The sequence below is a fragment of the Paenibacillus sp. genome (assembly GCF_035645195.1).
Classification (GTDB): Bacteria; Bacillota; Bacilli; order Paenibacillales; family YIM-B00363; genus Paenibacillus_AE.
Window position 1 is genome coordinate 11,428 of the sequence record NZ_DASQNA010000005.1, and the last position, 24,662, is coordinate 36,089.

A 24,662-nucleotide genomic window follows, 5' to 3' on the forward strand; every position below is an offset into this window, starting at 1 on the left:
CCAGTGTACGCGCTCGACCGGCGGGACGCGTCGGCAGGAAGGCGGAGCGGCCGCTCCGTCATTGGTCGTAAGACCGCAGGTAAGACGGAGGGCGAGCGCACGCGGGCACGGTCACAATATTAAAAAAGCTCGGTAAATTCTTTGATCTGTCTGGTAAACGGTTTCAAAAAAACGCGCTATAGTTAAATTCCGGAAGGAGGCGTGTAACGCTAAGCAATAATGTAAGCGCTTATTTCAAGAAGAAACTAAGGAGGAATGCACCACATGAGGAAATGGCTCAAGAACGTCGGACTCATGCTGCTCGCAGCGCTGCTGCTGACGCCGCAGGGCGTGCCGCCGGCCGCGAAAGCCTCGGCGCCGGACATCCCCGTACTGCTGTATCACCGGATCGTAACGAATGCAACGGACGAGTGGACGCATACAAGCTTGGAACAGTTCAAAAACCAGCTGAAATATTTGAGCGATCACGGGTACGACACGCTGTCCGCGGAGCAGTACGTCAACATTCTCGAAGGGAAAGAGGCGGCTCCGGATAAGCCGATCCTGCTCACCTTCGACGACGCGACTCCCGATTACGTCACGACCGCGCTTCCTCTCTTAAAACAATACGGGATGAAGTCGGTCCAATTCGTCGTCAGCGATTGGATCGGCGGCGGCTACAGCATGAGCGAAGCGCAGCTCCGTTCGCTCGCGTCGGAGCCGAGCGTCAGCTTGCAGAACCATAGCAAGACGCACGGCAGCGCGGTATGGACGAACGCCATTACCGCGGCGCAAGCCCAGGAGGAAATTTCCGCGGCCAACGCTTATTTGAAGGAAATTACGGGCAAAGACCCGATCCTCTTGGCGTACCCGTACGGCGCCTTCAACGCGAACGCGCAGGCGGCAGCCGAAGCGAACGGGCTCCGGTACGCGTTCAAAGTGGGCTATCCGAACCAAGGCGACTACGCGATGGGCCGCCACTACATTCGCAAGGATACCACGCTGAGCCAGTTCGCCGCGATGGTCGGCGGACCGGAGCCGACGGATTCGACGGATACGGTGACCGTGTATCACGAATCGTTCGCGGGCGGCCAAGGAGCCGCCGTGCCGTCGGGCGGCGCAACCCTCACGCAGGCAGCGGGCAAACCGTTCGACGGCAACGCCGACGGCGCCGCACTGTATGTCGGCAACCGCGTGAACAATTGGGACGCGGCGGATTTCCGATTTGGCGACATCGGCCTCGAACATGGCCGAACGTACACGATCACGGTCACGGGCTACGTGGACGAAGGCGCTGAGGTTCCCGCAGGCGCTCAAGCGTACTTGCAGACGGTGAACAGCTACGCATGGCTTGCGGGAGCGAATTTCGAAGCCGGGAAACCGTTCGTGCTGTCGAAGGAGTTCACGGTGGATACGAGCAAAGACGCCGCCATTCGCGTGCAGTCCAACAATGAAGGGGCGTCGGTGCCGTTTTACATCGGAGATATCCATATTACGGCCAAGAAGACGACGGTTACGGAAAAGGAAGTGTATCGCGAGACGTTCGCGGGCGGCCAAGGCGCGGCCGTGCCGTCGGGCGGCGCAACCCTCACGCAGGTAGCGGGCAAACCGTTCGAAGGCAACGCCGACGGTGCCGCTCTGTATGTCGGCAACCGCGTGAACAATTGGGACGCGGCGGACTTCCGGTTCGGCGACATCGGGCTCGTCAACGGCAAAACGTATACGGTCACGGTCACGGGTTACGTGGACGAAGGCACGTCGGTTCCCGCCGGCGCGCAGGCGTACCTGCAGACGGTGAACAGCTACGCATGGCTGGCGGGAGCGAATTTCGAAGCCGGGAAACCGTTCGTGCTGTCGAAGGAGTTCACGGTGGACACGAGCAAAGACGCGGCCATTCGCGTGCAGTCCAACAATGAAGGGGCGTCGGTGCCGTTCTACATCGGAGATGTACGGATTACCGAGAAAGCGGAGAGTGATCCCAACGAGCCGCCGCGGCCGCCGGCGCTGCCGTTCAGCACGATCACGTTCGAAGATCAAACGACGGGCGGCTTCGAAGGAAGAGCCGGCACCGAAACGCTGACCGTCACGAACGAAGCGAACCGCACCGAGGGCGGTTCCTACTCGCTCAAGGTGGAGGGCCGGACGCAATCTTGGCACGGGCCGTCGCTGCGCGTGGAGAAATACGTCGACCAAGGGTACGAGTACACCATTTCGGTTTGGGCGAAGCTGATCTCTCCCGCAAGCTCGCAGATTCAGCTGTCCACGCAAATCGGCCAAGGCAGCAGCGCCAGCTACAACAACATTTTGGGCCAAACGATCACTACCGCCGACGGCTGGGTGCTGTACGAAGGGAAGTACCGTTATAACAACGTAGGCGACGAGTATTTGACCATTTACGTAGAAAGCTCGAACAACGCCACGGCGTCTTTCTACATCGACGATATCAGCTTCGTGCGCGGCGCGGGACCGATCGCGATTCAGAAGGACCTCCTCCCGATCAAAACCGCGTACGAGGACGACTTCCTGATCGGCAACGCCGTCTCGGCGGCGGACATGGAAGGCGTGCGCTTCGAGCTTCTCGAAATGCATCATAACGTCATTACGGCGGAAAACGCCATGAAGCCGGACGCGATGCAGCCGACGAAAGGCAGCTTCACGTTCGACGGGGCGGACGCGATCGTGGAGAAAGCGTTGGCCGAAGGCTTTAAGGTCCACGGTCATGTGCTCGTGTGGCATCAGCAGACGCCTGCGTGGATGAACACGTCGAACGGCGCCCCGCTCGGACGAGAAGAAGCGCTTCAAAATCTGCGAAACCATATCAAGACGGTGATGGAGCATTACGGGGAAAAGGTGATGTCGTGGGACGTCGTCAACGAAGCGATCATCGACAACCCGCCGAACCCGTCGAATTGGGAAGCGGCGCTGCGCCAATCCGCGTGGTACCAGTCGATCGGTCCGGACTATGTGGAGCAGGCGTTCCTCGCAGCAAGAGAAGTGCTGGACGCGCGCGGATGGGATATCAAACTGTATTACAACGACTATAACGATGATAACCAAAACAAGGCGCAAGCGATCTACAGCATGGTGAAGGCGATCAACGACAAATATGCGCTGACGCACCCCGGCAAGAAGCTGATCGACGGCATCGGGATGCAGGGTCACTACAACTTAAGCACGAACCCGGAGAACGTGAAGCTCTCCTTGGAGAAATTCGCCTCTCTCGGCGTCGAAATCAGCGTCACCGAGCTGGACATTCAAGCGGGAACGAACGGCGTGCAGACCGAGCAGCAGCGAATCGCGCAGGGTTATCTGTATGCGCAGTTGTTTGACCTTTATCGAACGTACGCGGACGACATTGTACGCGTCACGTTCTGGGGGCTGAACGACGCCTCGAGCTGGAGAGCGACCGCGAGCCCGCTCGTATTCGACAAAGACCTGCAAGCCAAACCGGCTTACTACGGTGTCATCGATCCGGACAAATTCATGGAGGAGCATCCGCCGACGCTGCCGGAGGCGAATCAGTCAACCGCTCGATACGCGACGCCGATCGTTGACGGAACGGTGGACGCGGTGTGGAACGACGCGCAGGCCATGTCCGTAAACCGTTATCAGATGGCATGGCAAGGCGCGAGCGGCGTCGCGAAAGCGCTTTGGGACGATCAGAATCTGTACGTGTTGATCCAGGTGAGCGACGCGCAGCTCGACAAGAGCAGCCCGAATCCGTGGGAGCAAGATTCGATCGAAGTGTTCCTCGACCAAAATAACGCGAAATCGTCGTTCTATCAAGCGGACGACGGCCAATATCGCGTCAACTTCGACAACGAAACGTCCTTCAACCCGGCAGGCGCCGCGGAAGGTTTCGCCTCCGCGACCAACGTATCCGGCACGAATTACACGGTCGAAGTGAAAATTCCGCTGAAGCATGTCGTACCGGCCAACGACAAGAAGCTTGGGTTCGACGTGCAAATCAACGACGGGAACAACGGCGCCCGCCAAAGCGCCGCCGCGTGGAACGACACGACCGGCAGCGGGTATATGGACACCTCCGTCTTCGGCGTCCTTACGCTCGTCGGCAAGGACGACGTTCCGCCGACGGCGACGGTCAGCTACAGCGAGGAAGGTCCGACGAACGGCGACGTCGTCGCCGTGCTCGTCCCGAGCGAGCCGGTGACGATCACGAACAACGGCGGATCGTTAAGCTACACGTTCACGGAGAACGGCAGCTTCACCTTCGAATTCGTCGACGCGGCCGGCAACGCGGGCACGGCGACCGCAACCGTCGCGAACATCGACAAGACGGCGCCCGCTCTGACGGTCGTCGCGAACCCCGCCGTGCTGCCGGTGCCGAATCATAAGCTCGTTCCGGTGCGCCTTACTTGGACGGCGTTCGACGAAGCGTCCGGCATCGCCTCCGTCAAGCTGCTGTCCGTCGCAAGCAACGAGCCGGACGACGGGCTCGGCGACGGCGATACGCCGAACGACATTCAGGACGCCGACATCGGAGAGGCCGACGACGCGATCCGCCTCCGCGCCGAACGCTCCGGCACCGGGGATGGCCGTGTTTATACGATCGTGTATGAAGCGACGGACCTCGCCGGCAACAAGACGACGGCGGCAGCGTACGTGCGCGTTCCGTTGAACGCCAGACCTGAAGCGAATTAAACATCTTTCTCCCCGGCGAGCCCCAAGCCGAACCTGCAAGCAGGTCCGGTTCGGGGCTTCGCTGCGTTGAACGTCGCTGGAGGAAACGCCGCGTTCTCAGGTATACTACTAAGAACCACACGAAGGGAGTCGCATGCCGACATGTTCGATCCGACCATCTTCGACAATTGGAAGGTCGTGCTGGAAGGCGCGGTGTACGATATCGATCGCGAAGGCGGCGCCGAAGTGATCGGACGGGAGGATCTCGTCGATCTGGCGTCGCTCTCCCGCTCGTTCCGGATCGCGGCGAGGCGGCCGGGCGGCAGCTGCCGCGCGGAGGTGCGGCTCGACGCCGGGCTCGCCGATTTCGCGGGGGAGCGCTACGAGCTGCGCCTCTCCGGAGCCGAGCCGCCGGGCATCCGGCTCGAGCTGCGCTTCACGCTGCCGGGCTCGCGCATCCGCGATGTAGAGAAGCTGCATGCGTCGTTAGGGCGGCTGTGGGGCGCGGAGGAGGCGGAAATTTGCCATCGGGTGCGCATCGAGGTCGACCCGTCCGCGCCGCCGCCGGATGCTGCCGCCCCCGCGGGCAGCGCCTACGAGATCGCGGTGCTGTTCCTCGGCAAGCGAGACGAGGACGCGATCGGCGACGTCGAGGGGATGCTCGCGCGCATGCTCGTGGCGCTGGACGCGCTCGAGGAGAACGCATGAAGGCCGGGGCGCAGCGCCCCGGCCTTCATGCGTTCGTGCGTTACTCCGCGGCGGGCGCGAAGCCGATGTTGCGCAGCCACTCGGCGCAGGCGGACGTCCACCCCCGGGCGTACGGATGGTCCGCCGCGAGGCCGAGGCCGTGCCGTCCCGTCTCGTACACGTGCAACTCGAACGGCACCTTGTGCTTGCTGAGCGCCGCGGCGAACTGCAGGCTGTTCTCGACCGGCACCGCGCCGTCGTCGGCCGTATGCCACAGGAACGTCCGCGGCGTATCCGCGGTCACCTGCTCGTCGTTGCAGAGCGACTGCAGCAGCTCCGGCTCCGCGTCTTCTCCGATCAATAAGTTTCTCGACCCGCCATGCGCGTACGGATTCTTCAGCGTAATGACCGGATAGCAAAGCACCAGCGCGTCCGGGCGGCAAGACTGCCTGTCGATCGGATCGCTCGCCTCCGGCTGTCCGAGGTCATAATGCGTCCCCGCCGTCGACGTCAAATGACCTCCCGCGGAAAACCCGAGCATGCCGACCCGATTCGCATCGATGCCGAACTCTTCCGCGCGATGCCGCACGGTGCGAATCGCCCGCTGCGCGTCGAGCAGCGGCGCCGGATGCTTGTACGGCTGCACGCGATACCGCAGCACGAACGCCGAGATGCCGAGGCCGTTCAACCATTCGGCGATCGGCTCGCCTTCGTGGTTGGCGCGTCTCGCGTACCCGCCTCCCGGGGCGACGACGACCGCCGCATTCCCCCGACCTTCTACCAAATAAGGCGTGATGGCGGGCATGTCTTCATCCGTCGTTCCGGCGGCCAGCGGCGCCCCCTCCGGCCATAGCAGCAACGTCTCTTTCTTCGCTTCTCCCATATTCGACTGCCTCCTGAAAACCGCTATCATTCTTCTGCATTTTACCAGAGTAAGGGTTTTCTCGTAAACGAAACCGTTTACGATTTCGCGGCTCGCACACGCGGAAACGCGGAGGCGTACGGTGCCGGCGGGGCGACCTTGCCTTCGAGCCGCTCGATCGCGCGCAGCGCCCAATACGGATCGCGCAGCATGCCCCGTCCGACGGCGACGAGGTCGGCGTCGCCGTTCGCCAGCGCCGCTTCGGCGACCTCGGGCTCGTCGAGGTTGCCGACCGCGATAACGGGGACGCCGAGCTCCGCTTTGACCGCCCTCGCGTAAGGAAGCTGGTAGCCGGCGTGGCGGCCCGGCTTCCGCTCGCCGATCGGACCGTCGCCCCCGCTCGAGATGTGGAAGCCGTCCACGCCCGCGTCCCGATACCGCTTCGCGATGCCGATCAAATGCTCGAGCCCGTATCCGCCGTCTTGGTATTCGACGGCGGACAGCCGCATGAGCAGCGGCATCGATTCGGGCATGACGCTCTTGACCGCTTCGACGATCTCGACGCCGAACCGCGCCAGATCGCGACCGTATTCGTCTTCCCTCCGGTTCATGGCCGGGGAATGGAATTGGTGAATCAAATAGCCGTGCGCTCCGTGCAGCTCGATCGCGTCGAAGCCGGCGGCGACGGCGCGGCGAGCGGCGTCCCGGAACCGTCCGACGAGTTCCCGGATCTCCCCGGTCTCCAGCGCCCGCGGCACGCGGTAGTCGGCGCTGTACGGAATGGCCGACGGCGCAACTGGAACGACGCCGGGGAGCTCCCCCTTCCGCCCGGCATGCGCCAGCTGAATGCCCATCGCGGCGCCGTGCCGTCTCGCCTCCGCGACGATGCGGGCATACGCCGGGATTTGCTCGTCGCTCCACAGCCCCAAATCTTGCGGCAGCACGCGCCCGTCGGGCGTTACGTCCGTCATTTCCATAATGATGAAACCGGCTCCCCCCACCGCGCGCGACACGTAATGGATGTAATGCCACTCGTTCGGCGTGCCGTCCTCCGCTTCGACGGCGACTTGGCACATCGGCGGCATGACAATTCGGTTTTTCAACCGGAGACCCTTCCATTCGAACGGCGTCGATAATTGGATCATGACGACCTCTCCCTTCCAAACCTTTTCTAAGAAGTATAGAAGGAATCGCCCGCCGATGATATATGATGATCAATGTATTTGAAGTCCATTGGTTATAAGTTATAGTTAATTTAAGTGTTTGACTTTAAAAACGAAGGTGATGAAATATGGATTCCGTCGACTCCCGCATTTTAGCATTGCTGCAGGCGAATTCCCGCATCACGATGTCGGAATTGGGGCGCGTCATCGGCATGACTCAACCGGCTGTGACGGAGCGCGTTCGCAAGCTGGAGGACCGCGGCGTGATCAGCGGGTATCGCGCCGTGTTGTCCCCGGAGAAGCTCGGCAAACCGATCATGGCTTTCATCCTGATGCAGACGAACAGCTGCGCTGATTTCGATGCATTTTGCGAGCAATCGCCCGAAGTGGTAGACCTGTACCGTATCAGCGGACAGCACAATTTTCTGCTGAAGATCGTTACCGCTTCGATGGGCTCGCTGGAGCGGTTTACGAACTCGCTCGGCGCGTTCGGCCATTCGACGACGCTGATCGTCCTCTCCGCCCGTTTCGAGCAGAAGGCGATTTTGCCGGACATCCCGGAATCGATGTAAGACGTCAAAGCCGATTTGGGTCAGTGTCCGTTTCGCCTTCGCCTCGCCGCTCATAATCTAACAGTACGTTCCAAGGAAAGAGGTGATACGCACATGGCAGCAGTCAACTGCGGACCGGTCGGCTTCACGTCCACGGGAGCGATCCTCGTTCTGTTCATCCTGCTCGTGATCATCGCTCGCAGCATCGGTTACTAAGCGTGCGAGGGGGATTCGTCCCCCGTCCTTTTTCAAGCGGACAAGCCGTTCACGACGGACGCGATCACAATCCCTCGCAAGCGATGCCGTCGCCGTCCCCGTCGAGCCGGTGCGGATCGCGCTCCGGCCCGCCGGCCGCTTCGTAGAACGCCTGCGCTTCCCGCTGCGTCGCGAAATCGCCGCAGTCTCGATCCGGCGCCAGCGCGGCGTCGGGCGCACCGCCTTCGGGCCGTGCGCCGGAGGCGGGCGGCTGCGCCCCGTCGGCTTGCGGCGCCTCGGCCGGCGCTTCCGCGTCCATCGGCTCTTCCGCGTCCGCCGGCACTTCTGCGTCCATCGGCTCTTCCACGTCCGCCGGCGCTCCCGCGCCCCCGCCTTCCTCCTGCGCCCCGCCCCACAGCCCACGGCCCGCCTCGCGGGCTTCCCGCTGCACGCGGACGAACCGGTCCGCGAACTTGACGTTCGGCGGGATCGTCAGCACCGTCGCGTACCCTTGCGCGAGCAGCGCTTCGTTGACGAACGTGCCGTCCTCAAGGTAGACGTACGCCAGCAGCCTCCCGTATTTATCCCGCTCCTCGACGTCCGGCTCGAGGCAAGCGGCGCGGCCTTCCAGCAGCTTTTTCGCATAGGCGCTCGCTTCCTTCCCGAACGGCTCGACGGGCGTATTCGGCTTGACCGTCTCCGGCGTATCGATGCCGATCATCCGCACCGTGTCGCCGCGTCCGCCGCCTGCGTCGATTTTGAACGTATCGCCGTCGACGACCCGCGTCACCGGATAGCAGTCCCGTCCCGCCGCCGTTTCGACCTGCGCGCCGCAGCCCGACATCGCCAGCGCCGCCGCGATCCATCCCGCAAGCGCCGCGCGCCGTGCCGCCCTCGCTCCGCATCGGAGGAACGTCCGTTTTCCGCTTGTATATGTCATCTTGAGGTCCACCCTTACTTTGTACGAATGTATCTTGCTGTTACTGTATTGTAACGAATCGGGACGGCTCGCGCACGGCGGCGCCTTAGCCCCCTCCCCGGACAAACGCGTTTCGAACGTTTTCCATTGTACACCCGGCGGCAGAGCACTTATAATCGAAGGAACGACTACAGGAAAAGGTGCGAAACATGAGCATATTGACGGTAACTCACTTATCCCACGGCTTCGGCGACCGGGCGATTTTCAACGACGTGTCGTTCCGGCTGCTCAAGGGCGAGCATATCGGCCTGATCGGCGCGAACGGCGAAGGCAAATCGACGTTCATGAACATCGTGACGGGCCAGCTCGAGCCGGACGCGGGAAAAATCGAATGGGCGCGCAACGTCCGCGTCGGCTATCTCGACCAGCACGCCGCGCTGACGAAAGGGCACTCGATTCGCGACGTGCTGAAGACGGCGTTCCGCTACTTGTTCGACATGGAAGCGGAAATCAACCGCCTGTACGAAGCGATGGCGGAGGCGACGCCGGAAGAGATGGAGCGCATGCTGGAAGACGTAGGCACTTATCAGGATACGCTGCAATCGAACGATTTCTATACGATCGACGCGAAAATCGAAGAAGTAGCCCGCGGCCTCGGGCTCGACGACATCGGCCTCGAGCGCGACGTGCACGATTTGTCCGGCGGCCAGCGCACGAAGGTGCTGCTCGCGAAGCTGCTGCTCGAGAAGCCCGACATTTTGCTGTTAGATGAGCCGACGAACTATTTGGACGAGAAGCATATCGAATGGCTGAAGCGCTTTTTGCAGGAATACGAGAACGCCTTTATTTTGATTTCTCACGATATTCCGTTCCTGAACAGCGTCGTCAACTTGATTTACCATATGGCGAACCAAGAATTGACCCGTTACGTCGGCGACTACGACCACTTCGTTTCGGTGTACGAGGCGAAGCAGCAGCAGCTCGAGGCGGCGTACAAGCGCCAGCAGCAGGAAATCGAGGATTTGAAAGATTTCGTGGCGCGCAACAAGGCGCGGGTGTCGACGCGGAACATGGCGATGTCGCGGCAGAAGAAGCTCGACAAGATGGAAGTGATCGAGCTCGCGAAAGAGAAGCCGAAGCCGCAATTCCATTTCAAGGAGGCGCGGACGTCAGGGAAAACGATTTTCGAAACGCGCGGCCTCGTGATCGGGTACGACGAGCCGCTGTCCCGTCCGCTCGATCTAAAGCTGGAACGAGGCCAGAAAGTGGCGCTCGTCGGGGCGAACGGCATCGGCAAAACGACGCTGCTGCGCAGCCTGCTCGGCGAAATTCGCCCGGTGGCGGGCGAAGTGGAGCGAGGAGACTACCTGCACATCGGATACTTCGAGCAGGAAGTGAAGAATTCCAACGGCAACACGTGCATCGACGAGGTGTGGAGCGAATTCCCGTCGTACTCGCAGTTCGAGGTGCGCGCCGCGCTCGCGAAATGCGGTCTCACGACGAAGCATATCGAAAGCAAAATCGACGTGCTAAGCGGCGGCGAGAAGGCGAAGGTGCGGCTGTGCAAGCTGATCAACCGCGAAACGAACGTGCTCGTGCTCGACGAGCCGACGAACCATTTGGACGTCGACGCGAAGGACGAGCTGAAGCGCGCGCTCCGCGAATACAAAGGGACGATCCTGCTCATCTCCCACGAGCCGGAGTTTTATCGCGACATCGCGACGGACGTGTGGAACTGCGAATCTTGGACGACGAAGGTGTTTTAACGTATGGAACCGGAAGCAGCGCTTGATTTGACCACAGTGAAGCTCGTAGAGGAACTCGCGGCCAACGCGTGGGCGCCGTTCGTCGTGCAGGCGTACGGCGCATGGCGGCTGCGGGCGACGTTCGGCATTACGAAACGGGCGAACAGCGCCTGGACGGTCGGACCGCTTCCGGGAGGCGATTGGCGCGGCAACGTCGAGTCGTTCTACCGCCGCCGCGGCCTTGCGCCGTGCTTCTACATCAGCGACGCGACGCCCTCCGGCGTGACGAGCGCCCTCGCCGAAGCCGGATACGAGCCGCTCTATCCCGGCTATTTCATGATCGGCTCCGTGCGGGAGACGCTGGAGCGGACGGCCGCGGACGACCGCTTCGCGCCGGTGTACGCGGAGAACGCCGACGACCGGTGGATCGCCGATTTCATTCGGCTCGAGGGCTTCGAGCCGGCCCGCGCGCCGGCGTATGCGCATATTTTCGGCGCGATCGGCCCGGTGCGGACGTTCCTGCGCCTCGTCGACGCGGACGGAGCGCTCGTCGGCCTCGCGACCGGCGTCGCCGAGCGCGGCTGGGTCGGCGTCAGCAACGTCATCGTCGCGCCGGACCGGCGCCGCCAAGGCGTCGCCGCGCAGCTGCTCCGCGCGCTGGCCGCGTGGGCCGAGCGCGAAGGCGCGTCGCGGCTATGGCTGCAGGTGGTCGAGAGCAACGAGCCCGCGATCGCGCTGTACCGTAAAGTCGGCTTCGACATCCTTTCGCGCTTCCACTACCGGCAAGCCCGGTGAGACCGCTCCCTCTGGACTGAAGTCCGGGGGAGTTTTTTCGTATAAGCGACTTTTGTCCCTTACAGACCGCCGAAAGAACCACCAACCGCCGAATAAGAAACATTTGTCGCTTACAGACCGCCGAAAGAAGCACCAACCGCCGAATAAGAAACATTTGTCCCTTACAGACCGCCGCAAGACCCGCCAACCGCCGAATAAGGAACATTTGTCCCTTACAGACCGCCGCAAGACCCGCCAACCGCCGAATAAGGAACATTTGTCCCTAACAGCCCGCCGAAAGACCCGCCGACCGCCGAATAAGGAACATTTGTCCCTTACAGACCGCCAAAAGACCCGCCGACCGCCGAATAAGAAACATTTGTCCCTTACAGACCGCCGCCGCGCCCTCCCGAAACAAAAAAAAGCGACCGCCCCGAAGGACGATCGCCGCCGCCGGGCTTCCCCGACGCTGCTCCCGGCTTGCTGCTTACTTCGCCTGCGCGGCCAACGCCGCCTCCACCAGCGCTTCGAACGCGTCGTCGTCCTCTTCGAGGAATGCCTCGACCGCGTCGATATGCGCCTCGCTCCCCGACTCCTCGGCGAAATGGAGGCCGTAATCCCACGCGTCGCCCGCCTCGCTGAACAGCGTAATTTCGTACGCCTGCGGATGACCTTCGACGCGGAAGCGCACCTGCCCTACGTACGAGCCGTCTTCGTGACGCTTCATTTCCGCCGATCCGATATCCAATTTCATATTATTATCCCTCCTTATCGTACGTGCTAATCATCCTCCGAGCGTGCCGCCCCGTGCGCCGCCGCCTGCTCCGCTTCCCCGTCGGTCGGCCGATAGATGGGCAGCCTGACGCTGAACACCGTGCCGAGCGATCCCGACGCGACCGCGATGCTGCCTTGATGCCGCTCGATAATGCTGTAGCAGAGCGCAAGGCCCAACCCGGTGCCGTGATCCTTCGTCGTGAAGAACGGCGTGCCGAGCTTCGCCAAATCCGCCTCCGGAATGCCCGGTCCTTCGTCTTTGACGTCGATGACCGCCTCGCCCCCGTCCGTATACGTCCGAATCGTCAACAGGCCGCCCGGCTGCATCGCTTCCAGCCCGTTCTTGGACAGGTTCAGCAGCACCTGCCGCATTTCCTTCTCGTCCACCCGCAGCAGCACGTCCTTCGCCTCGTGCACGACCGTCACCTGCTTCTCCGCCATGACGGCGACCGCCTGCAGCAGCGGGAGGATCGAATCGACGATATCCGCCATCGCGTGGACCGCGAAGTGGCTTTCCTTATTGCCCGCGAGCGATAAATATTCGGTAATGATCGAATTCGCCCGCAGCAACTCGGACAGCATCAGGTCGATATGCTCGCGCGGGAGCGGCTGCTCGCTTTTGCGCCACATTTGCAAGAAGCCTTGAATCGTCGTCATCGGGTTGCGGATCTCGTGCGCGATGCCGGCCGCCATCTCCCCGATCAAATTCAATCGGTCGAGCCGGTTCAAGTGCTTCTGCAGCGCGACCCGCTCCGAAATGTCGGTGATGACGATCAACTCGCACGCCTCGTCGTTCACCTCGAGCATCTGCGTCGACAGCAGTCCCTGCCTCGTTTCTCCTTTGCTCGTGACGTATTCGATTTGGCGGGAGCCGAGCTCGCTCTTTTCCGACGACCGGATGCGAAGCGCGTCGCCGCCCAGCGCGTTCATCTGCTCCACGTTGTACCCCGACGTTTTCTCCCACGCGTCGTTGACGTCGAGATATTTGCCGTCGTGCACGCGGCGTATGGCGATCATGTTCGGATTCGTGTAAAACATCGTCCGAAACCGGCGCTGCGACTGGTAAATTTCCTGGTTCGCCTCCCGCAGCTGCTTCGTCCGCGCCTCCACCATCTGCTCGAGCACCTTCTGGTGCAGCAGCAGCTCCCGCTCCGCCTCGAGCAGCCGCTGGTTCACCCGCTCGATCTCTTGATTGCGCTGCACCAGCAGAGCGTTCTTAAGCTTGAGCTCCCGCTGATGGCGGTACATGCTGACGAAATTTTCGACCTTCCAACGCAGTACGTCCGGATCGAACGGTTTGAAGATATAGTCGATCGAGCCGGAGAAGTACCCTTGCTTGACGTTCGTTTTCGATTTGTACGTGGCGGTGATGAAAATGATGGGCACCTGCCGGAGCTCCTTGCGCTCCCGCATCAGCATCGCCGTTTCGTACCCGTCCATGCCGGGCATCTGCACGTCCATCAAAATCAGGGCGAGCCGACGAAGATCGGAATTCAACACGTACCGCAGCGCGTCCTCGCCGGACGTTTTGCCGACCAGCCGATAGGAAGGAGACTCCAACGTCGCTTCCAAAGCCAGCAAATTTTCCGGACGGTCGTCCACCATTAATATTTCCACGATTTCGTCCGGAACCATCGCGTCGCTCCTCTCGTTCGACATCGGTTCGACGCCTCTGTCGTTCATCCTCGCGTTCATTTGCCGCACACCCGTTCCTTCCTAAACTGCTTTATACAAACGGTGCACCGGATCGATCTCCTCCCAATCCGTCCGCTGCAATACGGCCTCACGGGTGCCGAGCGCCAGCGTGCCGCCGGGCGCCATGCTTTCCCGGAACAGCCGAAGTACGCGCGCCTGCAGCTCCGGATTGAAATAAATTAGGACGTTCCTGCACAGAATCAAATGAAACTCGTTAAACGAGTGGTCCGTGGCCAAATTGTGCCGCGCGAAGACGACATGCTTGCGCAAGGTCGGATCGAACCGCGCCTTCTCGTCGGCGACGGAATAATACTCGGAAAACGGGAGGCGTCCTTCCGCCTTCAAATAATTGCTCGTGTACAGCTTCATCCGGTTGAGCGGGAACAATCCTGCCCGCGCTTGCTCCAGCGACGCGTCGTTCATGTCGGTCGCATAGATGGTGCCGCGGCCTTCCAAGCCTTCTTCCCGCAGCATGATGGCCATCGAATATACCTCTTCCCCCGTGGAGCAGCCCGCGTGCCAAATGCGGAAATTCGGCAGCTTCTTCAGCGCGGGCAGCACCTGCTTGCGCAGCGCCCGGAAGACGTCCGGGTCGCGGAACATTTCCGTTACGGGGATGCTGAAATCCTGCAGCAGCCGCTGCATCGCGGCGGGATCGCGCAGGACGAGCGACTGCAGCTCCGAGATCGTCCGAAGCCGCTCGGCCTCCATCCGGTGCTTGGCCCGCCTGCGAATCGAGTTCGGCGCATACTGGCGAAAATCATATCCATAGATGCGATACACGCCTTCGAGCAGCAGCTGAACTTCGATCTGCTCCAGAACGTCGTTCGCCGCTTCCGGTCCGGAGCCGTCGAAATCTTGCATCAATGTCCTTGTTCCTCCCCCTTGCTGTGCATCCATACGCGTAGCAGCGAAAGCAGCTTATCCAGCTTGACAGGCTTGCTCAAGTAATCGTTCGCCCCGGCCTCGAGGCACAGCTCCCTGTCTTGCTTCATCGCTTTCGCGGTCAGCGCGATGACCGGCAAATCGGCGAATCGCGGGTTCGCGCGAATCGCCTGCGTCGCCGCGTAGCCGTCGATGCCCGGCATCATCATATCCATCAGCACGAGATCGATGTCGGAATGCTCTTCCAGCTTCTGCAGCGCGGAGCCGCCTTCTTCTGCGAACACGACCTCGTATTGATGCTCGATAAGCGCCGCGGAAAGCGCGTATACGTTCCGAATGTCGTCGTCGACGAGCAAAATTTTGCCGCGCCGCGAAGGAACGGCCTGCTCCTGGGAAGGCTTGCCGCGCGGAGACTCCGGTTCCGCGGCAAGCTCCAGGCTTGCATACCCGGCCGCCGCTTCCCGCATCGCGACGAGCTCGAGCTTCTTCATCGGGATCGCGGCGGTGAACACGCTGCCGGCGCCCTCCTTGCTCGCGAGCCGGATCGTCCCGCCCAGCATCGACGCCAGCTCCTTCGAAATCGACAGTCCGAGCCCGGTACCGCCGTATTTGCGGTTCGTGCGGCCGTCGGCTTGGCGGAACGCTTCGAAGATGAGCGAATGCTTCTCGGCCGGGATGCCGATGCCGGTATCGCGCACCTGGAACGCCAGCAGCGACGTGCCTTCCGGCAGCTTGCCGCCCTCCGTCTCGACGTAGACGTCCAGTTTGACGGAGCCTGCGTCCGTAAATTTGATCGCGTTCGAAAGCAGGTTGTTAACGATCTGCTGCAGCTTGCGCGGGTCGGTGATGAACACCCCGTCGTGAAGCTCTTCCGCGACGCGAACGTCGAAGGCGAGCCCCTTCTTCGCGGCCATGCCGCGGAACTGCCGCTCGACGTCGCTGACGAACTCGCACAGCGAGAACGGCTCCTCCGCGACTTCCATCTGGCCGGCTTCGATTTTCGACAAATCCAATACGTCGTTGATCAGCGCCAGCAGCTCGTTCCCGGAATACAGAATCGTCTGCGCGTACTCCCGCTGCTTGTCCGACAGCTGACGCTCCGGGTCGTCCGCGAGCATCTGTGCGAGGATGAGCAGGCTGTTGAGCGGCGTCCGAAGCTCATGCGACATGTTGGCGAGAAACTCCGATTTGAACTGCGAGCTCGCCTGTAGCTCTTCCGCCTTCTCCATCAGCTCGCCGCGGATGACTTCGAGCTCGTGGGTGCGCTGCTCGGCGTAGCGGAACTGCTCCGCCAGCTTCTCGTTCAGCGACCGCAGCTCCTCTTGCTGCTGCTGAAGCTCTTCGGATTGCGTCTGCAGCTCTTCGACGTACGTTTGCGATTCGCTGAGCAGCGTTTGGATGCGCATATGATTCGAAATGTTGTGAAGCGATACGCCGGTCGCGCCGGTCGTCAGCTCCTCGAGGAACGCGCGAACGACCGGCTCGAACGGAGCGAACGAGCCGAGCTCGAGCACCGCCACGACGCTGCCCTCGAACGAAATCGGGAACAGCAGCAAATGCGTGACTTCGCTTTCGCCGAGTCCGGACACAACGCGGAGATGGTTCGCCGGCGCCTTCTGCTCGATGACGCGTCCGAGCGCGGCGCACTGGCCGATCAGCCCTTCCCCGCGCTGGAACGCCTCGGCGTACGCGTTGCAGCCCTCGCCTCCGGCGTAGGCGGCGACGCGAACGAACAGATCGGGTGACAGCGACGGATCGGCGTAATAGAGCGCGCCCGCGCTGGCGCCGGAGGCCGGCACGACGTGGGACAGCAGACGCTCGCCGAACGCGTCCAGCGTGCGGGCGCCTTGGCCTAAATTGACCGCCGCCGCGACGTTCGATTTGATCCAGTGTCCTTCCTCCAGCAGCCGCTTGCTTTCGGCCTCCAGCTGCGCCTGCGTTTCTAGGAAATCCGCCATCCGGTTGTACGCCTTGACGATGATCGCCAGCTCTTCCCCTTGGTTCGCTTCCATGCGCGGCATCGATTTGGCCGATTCGAGATCTTTCACCTTGTTCATGACTTCGGAAATGCTTCGGATGCTCCGAAGCGTGCTTCGGGCGACGCCGATCGCCGTCACGACCGACAGCAGCATCAGCGCCGCGAGGCCGTACCACACCCAATCTCGGACCATCCGGTGCTGGTCCGCCGTCGAGTCGACTTTGCCTTCCATCAAGCTTTCCTGATGCTGCGTGAATTCGTCGAGCTTCAGCTGCAATTCGTCCCGCACAGGAATTACATCCGAGCGGAGGAACTCCACTGCCCGCTCCTTCTCCCCGCTGCTCACGTATCGGATGTACCGGTCGGTCAACGCTTCGAATTCCGCGTAGATACGTCCGGCCTCTCGGTACAGCACAAGTCCGCGCTCCGTCGTGATGCGGCCCGACAGCTCGGAGTGGATCGCGCGCAGCCGGTCGCGCCCGACCGAAATCGTCCACAACGCCTCGTCCGGCTCCTCCTCCACCAGAAGCATCAGCATCGCTTCGTCCATGCCGCCGACCGTCGTCTGGATTTGGTGGGCTAACTCCACCTTCCTATATAAATCGCCGCCGATCTCCTCCGTGTTGTCGTTCATTTCCGTTATAGCGCCGAAAATCGCGAACGCGAATATCCCAAGGAAAACAATAATCGATGCAAAACCGAGATAAATGCGATACCGGATGCTCAAAGCCGCCAAGTCCCCCAATCGCTCACTTTCATCATAGTAAGACTAGCATATTTCGCCTTCTCTAGTGAATAAAAAGAAATAAAAAAGGTCGCATATCGCGACCTTTTTTTAACGCTAAGCGCGAACTTCTTCAAGAGCGAACGAAACGGCGGCAAGCTCCGTTCCGTTGACGATCACCGCCGCCCGGTGCTCCCCCGGATAATGCTTGCGCGTCGTCATGTCGCGGAACGACTGCCGGAACGCAAGACGCGTCTCTCCGGACGCGAATTCGCGTTCGGACAGCTTGAACACTTTGCGCGAGCGCGTCCCGTTCGCTTTGACATAGTCGATGGCGTATTCGACGCGCAGCTTCCGCGCGGCGCCGCCTTCGACGACCACATCGAACGCCCCCCGCAGCTCCCCGCCCCAGGGGATCGCGTCCGACTCCAGCGCGAGCCGCTCGACGCGTACGCCGGCCGCGTCGGCGACGCCGAACAGCGCCAGCGCCTCGGGCACGCCCTTCTTCAGCATCGTGCGGCACGCGTGCCGCACGATCCAATCCGTATGCGGATGCCGGCCGAGCCAACGCCGCGCGATGTCCAACACGAGCGTCGGATGGTCCTTCGAGATGTCGTTCAGATGGTTGGCGACGCTGCGGCGAACGTATTCCGACGGATCCGCCTTCAGCTTCTCCAGCACCGGCAGAAGCGGCGACGGATCGCGCTTGAACGGCTGCAGCGCCATCCCCCACGGCAAGCGCGGGCGGCTGCCCTCGCTCGCGAGCCGGCGGACGTGCTCGTCCGCGTCTTCCGCCCAGTCGAGCAGCTGCGCGAGCATCCGCTCCCGGTAGCGCAGCAGGAACGGACGCACCGCGAATTCGCTGCTCGAGTACCGAGTCAGCCGGGCGAGCGCCGGAATCGAGCGATCCGGATCGTCTTCGCCGTATACCTCGACGAAGTCGGGAAACATGAGCTGCGGGAGCCCGCTGCCGCATCGGTCTGCGGCCGCGAGCACGATGTCGAGCGCGTCGGCGTACGCTTCCGGCAGTCCCGCCCGCAGCGCGGTCGACGCCCGCCGCATCCGCTGCTTCAGCGCGAGCTCCGCCCAATCGGGCGCGAACACGCGGCCGAGGTAGCCGTCCGCGTCGAACGCCGGATAGACGGCCTTCACCCCGGCGCATACGTTTTCGAAGAACGCTAGATCATACACTTCCTTCAATGCTTCCATGAACGCCCTCCCTGCTCTCTCGCGGCTTCCCCCGGAACAGCCTTAGGCCGCGGGCCTTACTCTTCGTACGCGCGAATGCACTCGAGGAACGCCTGCCCGTATTTCGCGACTTTGTTTTCGCCGACGCCTTTGATGCCGAGCAAAGCTTCCTCCGTCCGCGGCAGCTTCGCGCACATCTCGCGCAGCGTCGCGTCGTGGAATATGGTGAACGGGGGTACCTTCGCCTTGTCGGCGAGCGACTTGCGCACCGCCCGCAGCGCGTCGAACAAATCGCCGCGGCCCGCGTACGCTTCGTCGTCCGCCCCCGCCGTCTCCGCGACGCGCGTAATGCGCTGGAACACGCGCTCCTGCCCCTCGAGCACCGCCACGGCGCGATTCGTCAGCGCGATCGTCGGATACTGCCCGTCCGACATCGCGAGATATCCGTCCGCGACGAAGCCGTTGAGCAAATTGACGAGATCCTTCTCTTTATATTGCTTCAGCGCGCCGTACGTCGGCAGCCGGTCGAACCCGAACTGCCGCACCTTCGCGTCGTTCGCCCCGCGCAGCACCTTCGCGGTCAGGTTGATGCCGAACCGCTGGCGCATCCGGGCGACGCACGAGAACGCCTTCTGCGCCTCCTCCGTCACGTCGACCGCCTCGCGGTCGTCCGTGCAGTTGCCGCAGCGTCCGCAAGGCTTCGCCTCTTCGCCGCCGAAATAGCGCACGATGTACGCCTGCAGGCAGTCCGACGTATGGCAGTAATCGATCATCGACTTCAAATTGCCGTACTCGATCCGCTTGCGGTCTTCGTCGTACTCGTTTTGCTCGATCAGGAATTTCTGCGTGACGATGTCCTGCGGCCCATACAGCAGCACGCATTCGCTCGGCTCGCCGTCGCGTCCGGCGCGTCCCGCTTCCTGATAGTACGATTCCACGTTTTTCGGCAAATTGTAGTGAACGACGTACCGCACGTTCGATTTGTCGATGCCCATGCCGAACGCGTTCGTCGCCACCATCCATTTCAAATCGTCGTATTGGAACAGCTCCTGATTGCGCTGCCGCTCCTCGTCGGAGAGCCCTGCGTGGTAGCGCCCGACTTTGAGACCAAGCTTCTGCAAAAACTTGTGCGTTTCCTCGACTTCCTTCCGCGTGGACGCGTATACGATGCCCGACTCGTTTTTCCGGCCGCGCACGTAGCTTTCGAGAAACTCCTTCTTGTTGACGCCCTTCACGACCGAGAACGTCAGGTTGTCCCGCGCGTAGCCGGTCGTCACCCGATACGGGTCGACCATCTTCAAATGCGCGACGATGTCCGTCTTTACCGCGTCGGTCGCCGTCGCCGTGAACGCCGCCACGACCGGCCGCTTCTTGAGCCGCCCGACGAGCCGGCCGACGTTCATGTAGCTTGGGCGGAAATCGTGCCCCCACTGCGACACGCAGTGCGCCTCGTCCACCGCCAGCAGCGGGATCGGCAGCTCCTCGAGCAGCGACAGAAACCGCTCCGATTCGAGCCGCTCGGGCGCGACGTAAAGAAGCGTATATTTGCCCGCCTTAATGTCTCTGAAGCGCTCGCGCACTTCCTCGGCGGACAGCGTGCTGTTGATGAACGTCGTCGGAATGCCGACCTCCTGCAGCGCGTCCACTTGGTCCTTCATTAAGGAAATGAGCGGCGACACGACGAGCGTCACCCCCGGCAGCATCGCCGCCGGCAGCTGATAGCAGACGGACTTGCCCGCCCCCGTCGGCATGACGCCGAGCACGTCCCGGCCCTGCAAAATGTTCGCGACGAGCTCCTCCTGCCCGTTTTTGAACGAATCGTATCCGAAGTATCGTTTTAAGAACGTTGTAGCTTGCGTTGCGATCATACCGGTTCCCCTTTGCCAAATCGACCAATGCCGTTCTTGCATTATAACGCGGTTTCGGAAGATGCGGTACCCATGCTTCGCCGGTTTGGGGTATAATGCGGGTAACGAGGTGAAAACGATGGATCCGATATGCCCCCGGTTCGAAAAAAGCATGCAAATTATCGGGAAGCGCTGGTCCGGCCTGATCGTTCATCAGCTGATGCAGGGACCGCAGCGGTTTTGCCGCATCGAAGCGGCGCTGCCGAATTTGAGCGGCCGCGTTCTCTCCGAACGGCTCAAGGAGCTCGAGCAGGAAGGCATCATTCGTCGCTCCGTTTATCCGGAAACGCCGGTGCGCATCGAATATTCGCTGACGGACAAAGGACTCGCCCTCGCGCCCGTCTTCCGCGAAGTGCAGAAATGGGCGAGCGAATGGGTCGAAGCCCCCGCCGCAGCGGAAGAGCCGGACTACGCGCCGTAAGCCGCCGCGAGCCGCAGCACCGCGTCCCGCATCGCTTGACGCAGCTCGTCCGGCTCGAGCAGCTCGACGCCGTCCCCGCCGAGCCGAAGCAAGCACTCGACGGCGTAGCCGATCGTCTGCAGATTCGCTTCGACGATAATTCCGCCGCCGTCGACCGGTTCCTCGCGCGCGACCGCGACGTACCGCATCTCCTTCAGCCGCTCGTACGCCGCCGCCGTCAGCTTCAGTTTCGCCGCATAGCTCGGCAGCCGTTCGCGGAACGACGCGATCGATTGCTTCCAATACGACTCCAGATCGAACCCTTCCGGGCGTTCGAACGTCTCCCCCGTCTCCCTGAGCGACGCCACCCGCGATATGCGGTACGTCCTGAATTCGCCGCCGGTCGAGCCGACGACGTACCAGGCGCCCCCTTTGGCCACGAGGCCGAACGGCAGCAGCTCCCGTTCTTCCGCATCGTCCCGTCCGTAACGCATCGCCACTTTCCGACGCGCCCACACCGCGTCGTACAGCGCCGGCAGCCACGGCTGCGTTTCGAACGATTCCCGCCACCCGGCCCCGTCGATATGAATGCGCTCGCGTACCGACCGCGCGTCGTTCCCGCTGCCCGCGGAAGCCGCCTGCAGCAGCCGGTCCCACGTTTCGCGAAACTCCTTCTCCTTGCCCAAATCCGTAAACATCTGCGCCGCCGACGACTGCGACAGCAGCAGCCGCTCGACGTCGTCCCGCTTCAGCCCGTTGAATCGCGCCCGAAACCCTTCCGCGAGCCGCCAGCCGCCGCCGTAGCCGCGTTCCGCGTACACGGGCACGCCCGCCGCGGACAGCGCCTCGAGGTCGCGTGATACGGTCCGCGGCGACACCTCCAGCTTTTCCGCAAGCTCCCGCACCGTCAGCGTCGCGCCGTTCTGCAGCGCGAACAGAATGGACAGCAGCCGATCCGCTTTCATGCGTTCGACGCACCTCTTTCTCTTTCTGTTCCGTTTCCTCCATCTTATCAAACAAATATGACAACGGGTGACTTATTTCCGAGGCTATACTGACGGAGGTTCATTACCAAATTCGAGGAACGAAGGAGATAGGAAACGATGAATAAACCGTTGGAAGGACAAGTGGCCGTCGTCGCCGGCGCGACGCGGGGAGCCGGGCGCGGCATCGCGGTTAAGTTGGGAGAAGCGGGTGCGACCGTATACGTCACCGGGCGAACGACGCGGGACAGCCGCTCCGACGTCGGCCGCGGCGAGACGATCGACGAAACGGCCGAGCTCGTGACGGCCGCAGGCGGCGTCGGCATCGCGGTGCGGACGGATCATACCGTGGAGAGCCAAGTTAAAGCGCTATTCGAACGAGTCGATCGGGAGCAGGAGGGCAGGCTGGACATTCTCGTGAACGATGTCTGGGGATGCGAGAGCTTGATCGAATTCGGGCGCCCGTTCTGGGAGCAGCCGCTGTCGAACGGCCTCACGATGCAGCAGCGCGCCGTCGTTTCACATTTGATCACGAACTACTACGGCGTGCCGCTCATGGTGAAGCGGCGCCGCGGCCTCGTCATCGAAGTGACGGACGGCGTCGACTACAGCTACCGCGGCATGCTGTATTACAGCATGGCTAAGGTCGCGAATATCCATTTGGCCGCCGCGCTCGCGGAGGAGCTGCGCCCGTACGGCGTGGCGGCGCTGTCGCTGACGCCCGGCTTTCTGCGCTCCGAGCAGATGCTCGACCATTTCGGCGTCACGAAGGACAACTGGCGCGACGCCGCGGCGAAAGATCCGCACTTCCTCGCCTCGGAAACGCCCGCATACATCGGCGCGGCGGTCGTCGCGCTCGCGAGCGATCCCGGCATCTTCGCGAAGTCGGGGCAGGCGTACAGCACGTGGCGCTGCGCGGACGAATACGGCATCCGCGACGAAGACGGCACGCAGCCGCATTGGGGCAGCTACTATGCCGGCATTCAGCATTCGTGATAATACTGGATAAGACCTCGCAGCCATTCCCGGTCGACCGCTTCGCCCGTATCCGTTTGCATCGCGCGCCTGAGCGCGTCGACCTCTTCGCTTAGGCTCGGGCGGTCCCCTTCCCGCTTCGCCAGCCACTCGTGGTAGTAAAGCAGGCGCTCGTATTGTCCGATATGCTTTTCCTTGAGGTGATCGTCGATCGCGGCGGTCACCTCTTCCACCATCCGCAGCCAGAAGCTGAACCGGTCGTTGGAGAGCCGCATCATCGGCTTCAGCTCCATCTGCAGCCCCGTTTCGTATTCGTCGGTGCTGCGCCCGAACGCGTGACCGACGCCGTTGCGCATTTTTCTCAGCTCGTTAAGCTCCTTGCAGCACTCCTTCAGCTTCGCGGGGGCGGCGCCGAACAGCCGCTCGTAGTGCTGGATGCGCGTGTTCCAATCCCCTTTCGTAAAATGGACCGCGTATTCCGAATAGTTGTACCCTGGGCGGGACTTGAGCAGCGTCAGGCCGTCGATGGCGCCGGGCGCGCCGATGATGAGGCCCGGATTCGACTCGATCGCGAGCGCCGTCACGCGTCGCAAATAAATTTCCATATATGAGTTCACCGCGACGGAGGCGGACAGCCGAACCCAATTATTGAAATCCTTGAAATCCTTCTCCCACTTCTCGAGCGTGGGGGCGATCCGTTTCTGGTGCTTGTGGGGCACCGTGAACACGGTCGTCGGGCGGAGCCGCTTGTCCGCTTTTTTCACGACGTCCGTCGTCCGCTTCGCCGCGATAATATGGGACCAGTACAAGCCGTTGATCTCGTCGTGATGCTTCGTGAACAGCCGGTGCGGGAACGTGCTGCCGGGGGAACTTTGCCATCTCGAAAACATGCCGTGTCCTCTTGAACGAATAGTATGTAGTCAATTGTGTATTCCAGTATGCCCCGGATATAGTTCGGTTATTTGCGAGGGGGCCGCATCTTTCCTCCATGGCGCCGAATAAGGAACATTTGTCCCTTGCAGCCCGCCGCCATGCCGCCCAACCGCCGAATAAAGAACATTTGTCCCTTACAGACCGCTGCCGCGCCGCCCAACCGCCAAATAAGGAACATTTGTCCTTTGCAAACCCCCGCCGCGCCGCCCAACCGCCAAATAAAGAACATTTGTCCCTTAAAAACCGCCGCCATGACGCCCAACCACCGAATAAGAAACATTTGTCCCTTACAGACCGCCGCCATGACGCCCAACCGCCGAATAAGGAACATTTGTCCCTTGCAGACCGCCGCCATGCCTCTCAACCGCGGAATAAGGAACATTTGTCCCTTACAGACCGCCGCCGCGCCGCCCAACCGCCGAGTAAGGAACATTTGTCCCTTACAGACCGCCGCCATGCCGCCCAACCACCGAATAAGGAACATTTGTCCCTTACAGACCGCCGCCGCACCGCCCAACCGCGGAATAAGGAACATTTGTCCCTTGCAAACCGCCGCCGCGCCGCCCAACCGCCGAATAAGGAACATTTGTCCTTTACAGACCGCCACCGCGCTGCACAACCGCCAAATAAGGAACATTTGTCCTTTGCAAACCCCCGCCGCGCCGCCCAACCGCCAAATAAAGAACATTTGTCCCTTAAAAACC

The 24,662-nt window shown here is 61.9% G+C and carries 20 protein-coding genes; 8 read left to right on the forward strand and 12 right to left on the reverse strand.

The features are described 5' to 3' along the window. Nucleotides 1–264 precede the first annotated feature (264 nt). Together VE009_RS00725 and VE009_RS00730 are read left to right on the forward strand one after the other, a co-directional pair. Nucleotides 265–4,641, forward strand: coding sequence for an endo-1,4-beta-xylanase (locus VE009_RS00725; protein WP_325005465.1), 4,377 nt, complete (start codon nucleotides 265–267; stop codon nucleotides 4,639–4,641). Nucleotides 4,642–4,782: 141 nt separating this feature from the next. Next, entirely contained in the window at nucleotides 4,783–5,328 is a 546-nt protein-coding gene (locus VE009_RS00730; RefSeq protein WP_325005466.1) for a hypothetical protein, read from the forward strand. 40 nt (nucleotides 5,329–5,368) lie between these two features. Here the strand turns inward: VE009_RS00730 and VE009_RS00735 are convergent, their stop codons facing one another. Both VE009_RS00735 and VE009_RS00740 read right to left on the reverse strand, forming a co-directional pair. Beyond that, complete coding sequence (locus VE009_RS00735; RefSeq protein WP_325005467.1) at nucleotides 5,369–6,190, reverse strand: alpha/beta hydrolase; 822 nt, start codon at nucleotides 6,188–6,190, stop codon at nucleotides 5,369–5,371. A gap of 77 nt (nucleotides 6,191–6,267) precedes the next feature. Beyond that, nucleotides 6,268–7,314 (reverse strand): tRNA-dihydrouridine synthase, encoded by a 1,047-nt coding sequence (locus VE009_RS00740; RefSeq protein ID WP_325005468.1) that lies wholly within the window; start codon nucleotides 7,312–7,314, stop codon nucleotides 6,268–6,270. 146 nt (nucleotides 7,315–7,460) lie between these two features. Between VE009_RS00740 and VE009_RS00745 the strand changes: the two genes are divergently transcribed. Next, on the forward strand, nucleotides 7,461–7,904 hold the full coding sequence (locus VE009_RS00745) for an Lrp/AsnC family transcriptional regulator (RefSeq protein ID WP_325005469.1): 444 nt from the start codon (nucleotides 7,461–7,463) through the stop codon (nucleotides 7,902–7,904). A gap of 93 nt (nucleotides 7,905–7,997) precedes the next feature. Beyond that, on the forward strand, nucleotides 7,998–8,099 hold the full coding sequence (locus VE009_RS00750; protein ID WP_325005470.1) for a YjcZ family sporulation protein: 102 nt from the start codon (nucleotides 7,998–8,000) through the stop codon (nucleotides 8,097–8,099). Between the two features lie 64 nt (nucleotides 8,100–8,163). Here the strand turns inward: VE009_RS00750 and VE009_RS00755 are convergent, their stop codons facing one another. Continuing rightward, nucleotides 8,164–9,018, reverse strand: a complete 855-nt coding sequence (locus VE009_RS00755) for a thermonuclease family protein (protein WP_414694754.1) — start codon at nucleotides 9,016–9,018, stop codon at nucleotides 8,164–8,166. A gap of 188 nt (nucleotides 9,019–9,206) precedes the next feature. On the opposite strand from VE009_RS00755, the gene VE009_RS00760 reads away from it, so the two are divergent. Together VE009_RS00760 and VE009_RS00765 are read left to right on the forward strand one after the other, a co-directional pair. Continuing rightward, nucleotides 9,207–10,763, forward strand: a complete 1,557-nt coding sequence (locus tag VE009_RS00760) for an ABC-F family ATP-binding cassette domain-containing protein (RefSeq protein ID WP_325005471.1) — start codon at nucleotides 9,207–9,209, stop codon at nucleotides 10,761–10,763. 3 nt (nucleotides 10,764–10,766) lie between these two features. Further along, nucleotides 10,767–11,537, forward strand: a complete 771-nt coding sequence (locus VE009_RS00765; RefSeq protein ID WP_325005472.1) for a GNAT family N-acetyltransferase — start codon at nucleotides 10,767–10,769, stop codon at nucleotides 11,535–11,537. A gap of 466 nt (nucleotides 11,538–12,003) precedes the next feature. On the opposite strand, the gene VE009_RS00770 is transcribed toward VE009_RS00765, so the two are convergent. The 6 genes from VE009_RS00770 to recQ form a co-directional block, all read right to left on the reverse strand. After that, nucleotides 12,004–12,270, reverse strand: coding sequence for a hypothetical protein (locus tag VE009_RS00770; RefSeq protein WP_325005473.1), 267 nt, complete (start codon nucleotides 12,268–12,270; stop codon nucleotides 12,004–12,006). A 26-nt stretch (nucleotides 12,271–12,296) separates the two neighbouring features. Beyond that, a complete protein-coding gene (locus VE009_RS00775) occupies nucleotides 12,297–13,985 on the reverse strand; it encodes an ATP-binding protein (RefSeq protein WP_325005474.1) in 1,689 nt (562 codons plus the stop codon). 21 nt (nucleotides 13,986–14,006) lie between these two features. Then, on the reverse strand, nucleotides 14,007–14,849 hold the full coding sequence (locus VE009_RS00780) for a protein-glutamate O-methyltransferase CheR (protein ID WP_325005486.1): 843 nt from the start codon (nucleotides 14,847–14,849) through the stop codon (nucleotides 14,007–14,009). Then, complete coding sequence (locus VE009_RS00785; protein WP_325005475.1) at nucleotides 14,849–17,593, reverse strand: ATP-binding protein; 2,745 nt, start codon at nucleotides 17,591–17,593, stop codon at nucleotides 14,849–14,851. Before VE009_RS00785 ends, VE009_RS00780 begins: the two co-directional genes overlap by 1 nt. A 96-nt stretch (nucleotides 17,594–17,689) precedes the next feature. Then, nucleotides 17,690–18,781 (reverse strand): DNA alkylation repair protein, encoded by a 1,092-nt coding sequence (locus VE009_RS00790; protein ID WP_325005476.1) that lies wholly within the window; start codon nucleotides 18,779–18,781, stop codon nucleotides 17,690–17,692. A gap of 56 nt (nucleotides 18,782–18,837) precedes the next feature. Beyond that, the gene (gene recQ / locus VE009_RS00795) at nucleotides 18,838–20,625 is read right to left on the reverse strand and encodes a DNA helicase RecQ (RefSeq protein ID WP_414694755.1); all 1,788 of its coding nucleotides are present in this window, start codon (nucleotides 20,623–20,625) and stop codon (nucleotides 18,838–18,840) included. A 121-nt stretch (nucleotides 20,626–20,746) separates the two neighbouring features. On the opposite strand from recQ, the gene VE009_RS00800 reads away from it, so the two are divergent. Continuing rightward, a complete protein-coding gene (locus VE009_RS00800; RefSeq protein WP_325005478.1) occupies nucleotides 20,747–21,088 on the forward strand; it encodes a winged helix-turn-helix transcriptional regulator in 342 nt (113 codons plus the stop codon). Here VE009_RS00800 and VE009_RS00805 read toward each other — a convergent pair. Continuing rightward, nucleotides 21,076–22,032 (reverse strand): YafY family protein, encoded by a 957-nt coding sequence (locus VE009_RS00805; protein WP_325005479.1) that lies wholly within the window; start codon nucleotides 22,030–22,032, stop codon nucleotides 21,076–21,078. The two genes, VE009_RS00800 and VE009_RS00805, sit on opposite strands and share 13 nt — an antisense overlap. 138 nt (nucleotides 22,033–22,170) lie before the next feature. Here VE009_RS00805 and VE009_RS00810 point away from each other — a divergent pair, with 138 nt between their 5' ends. Continuing rightward, the gene (locus VE009_RS00810) at nucleotides 22,171–23,046 is read left to right on the forward strand and encodes an SDR family oxidoreductase (protein WP_325005480.1); all 876 of its coding nucleotides are present in this window, start codon (nucleotides 22,171–22,173) and stop codon (nucleotides 23,044–23,046) included. Here VE009_RS00810 and VE009_RS00815 read toward each other — a convergent pair. Together VE009_RS00815 and VE009_RS00820 are read right to left on the reverse strand one after the other, a co-directional pair. Continuing rightward, on the reverse strand, nucleotides 23,034–23,915 hold the full coding sequence (locus tag VE009_RS00815) for a hypothetical protein (protein WP_325005481.1): 882 nt from the start codon (nucleotides 23,913–23,915) through the stop codon (nucleotides 23,034–23,036). The two genes, VE009_RS00810 and VE009_RS00815, sit on opposite strands and share 13 nt — an antisense overlap. 68 nt (nucleotides 23,916–23,983) lie before the next feature. Further along, the coding region (locus VE009_RS00820) for a hypothetical protein (protein WP_325005482.1) at nucleotides 23,984–24,662 on the reverse strand (679 nt) is incomplete at its 5' end.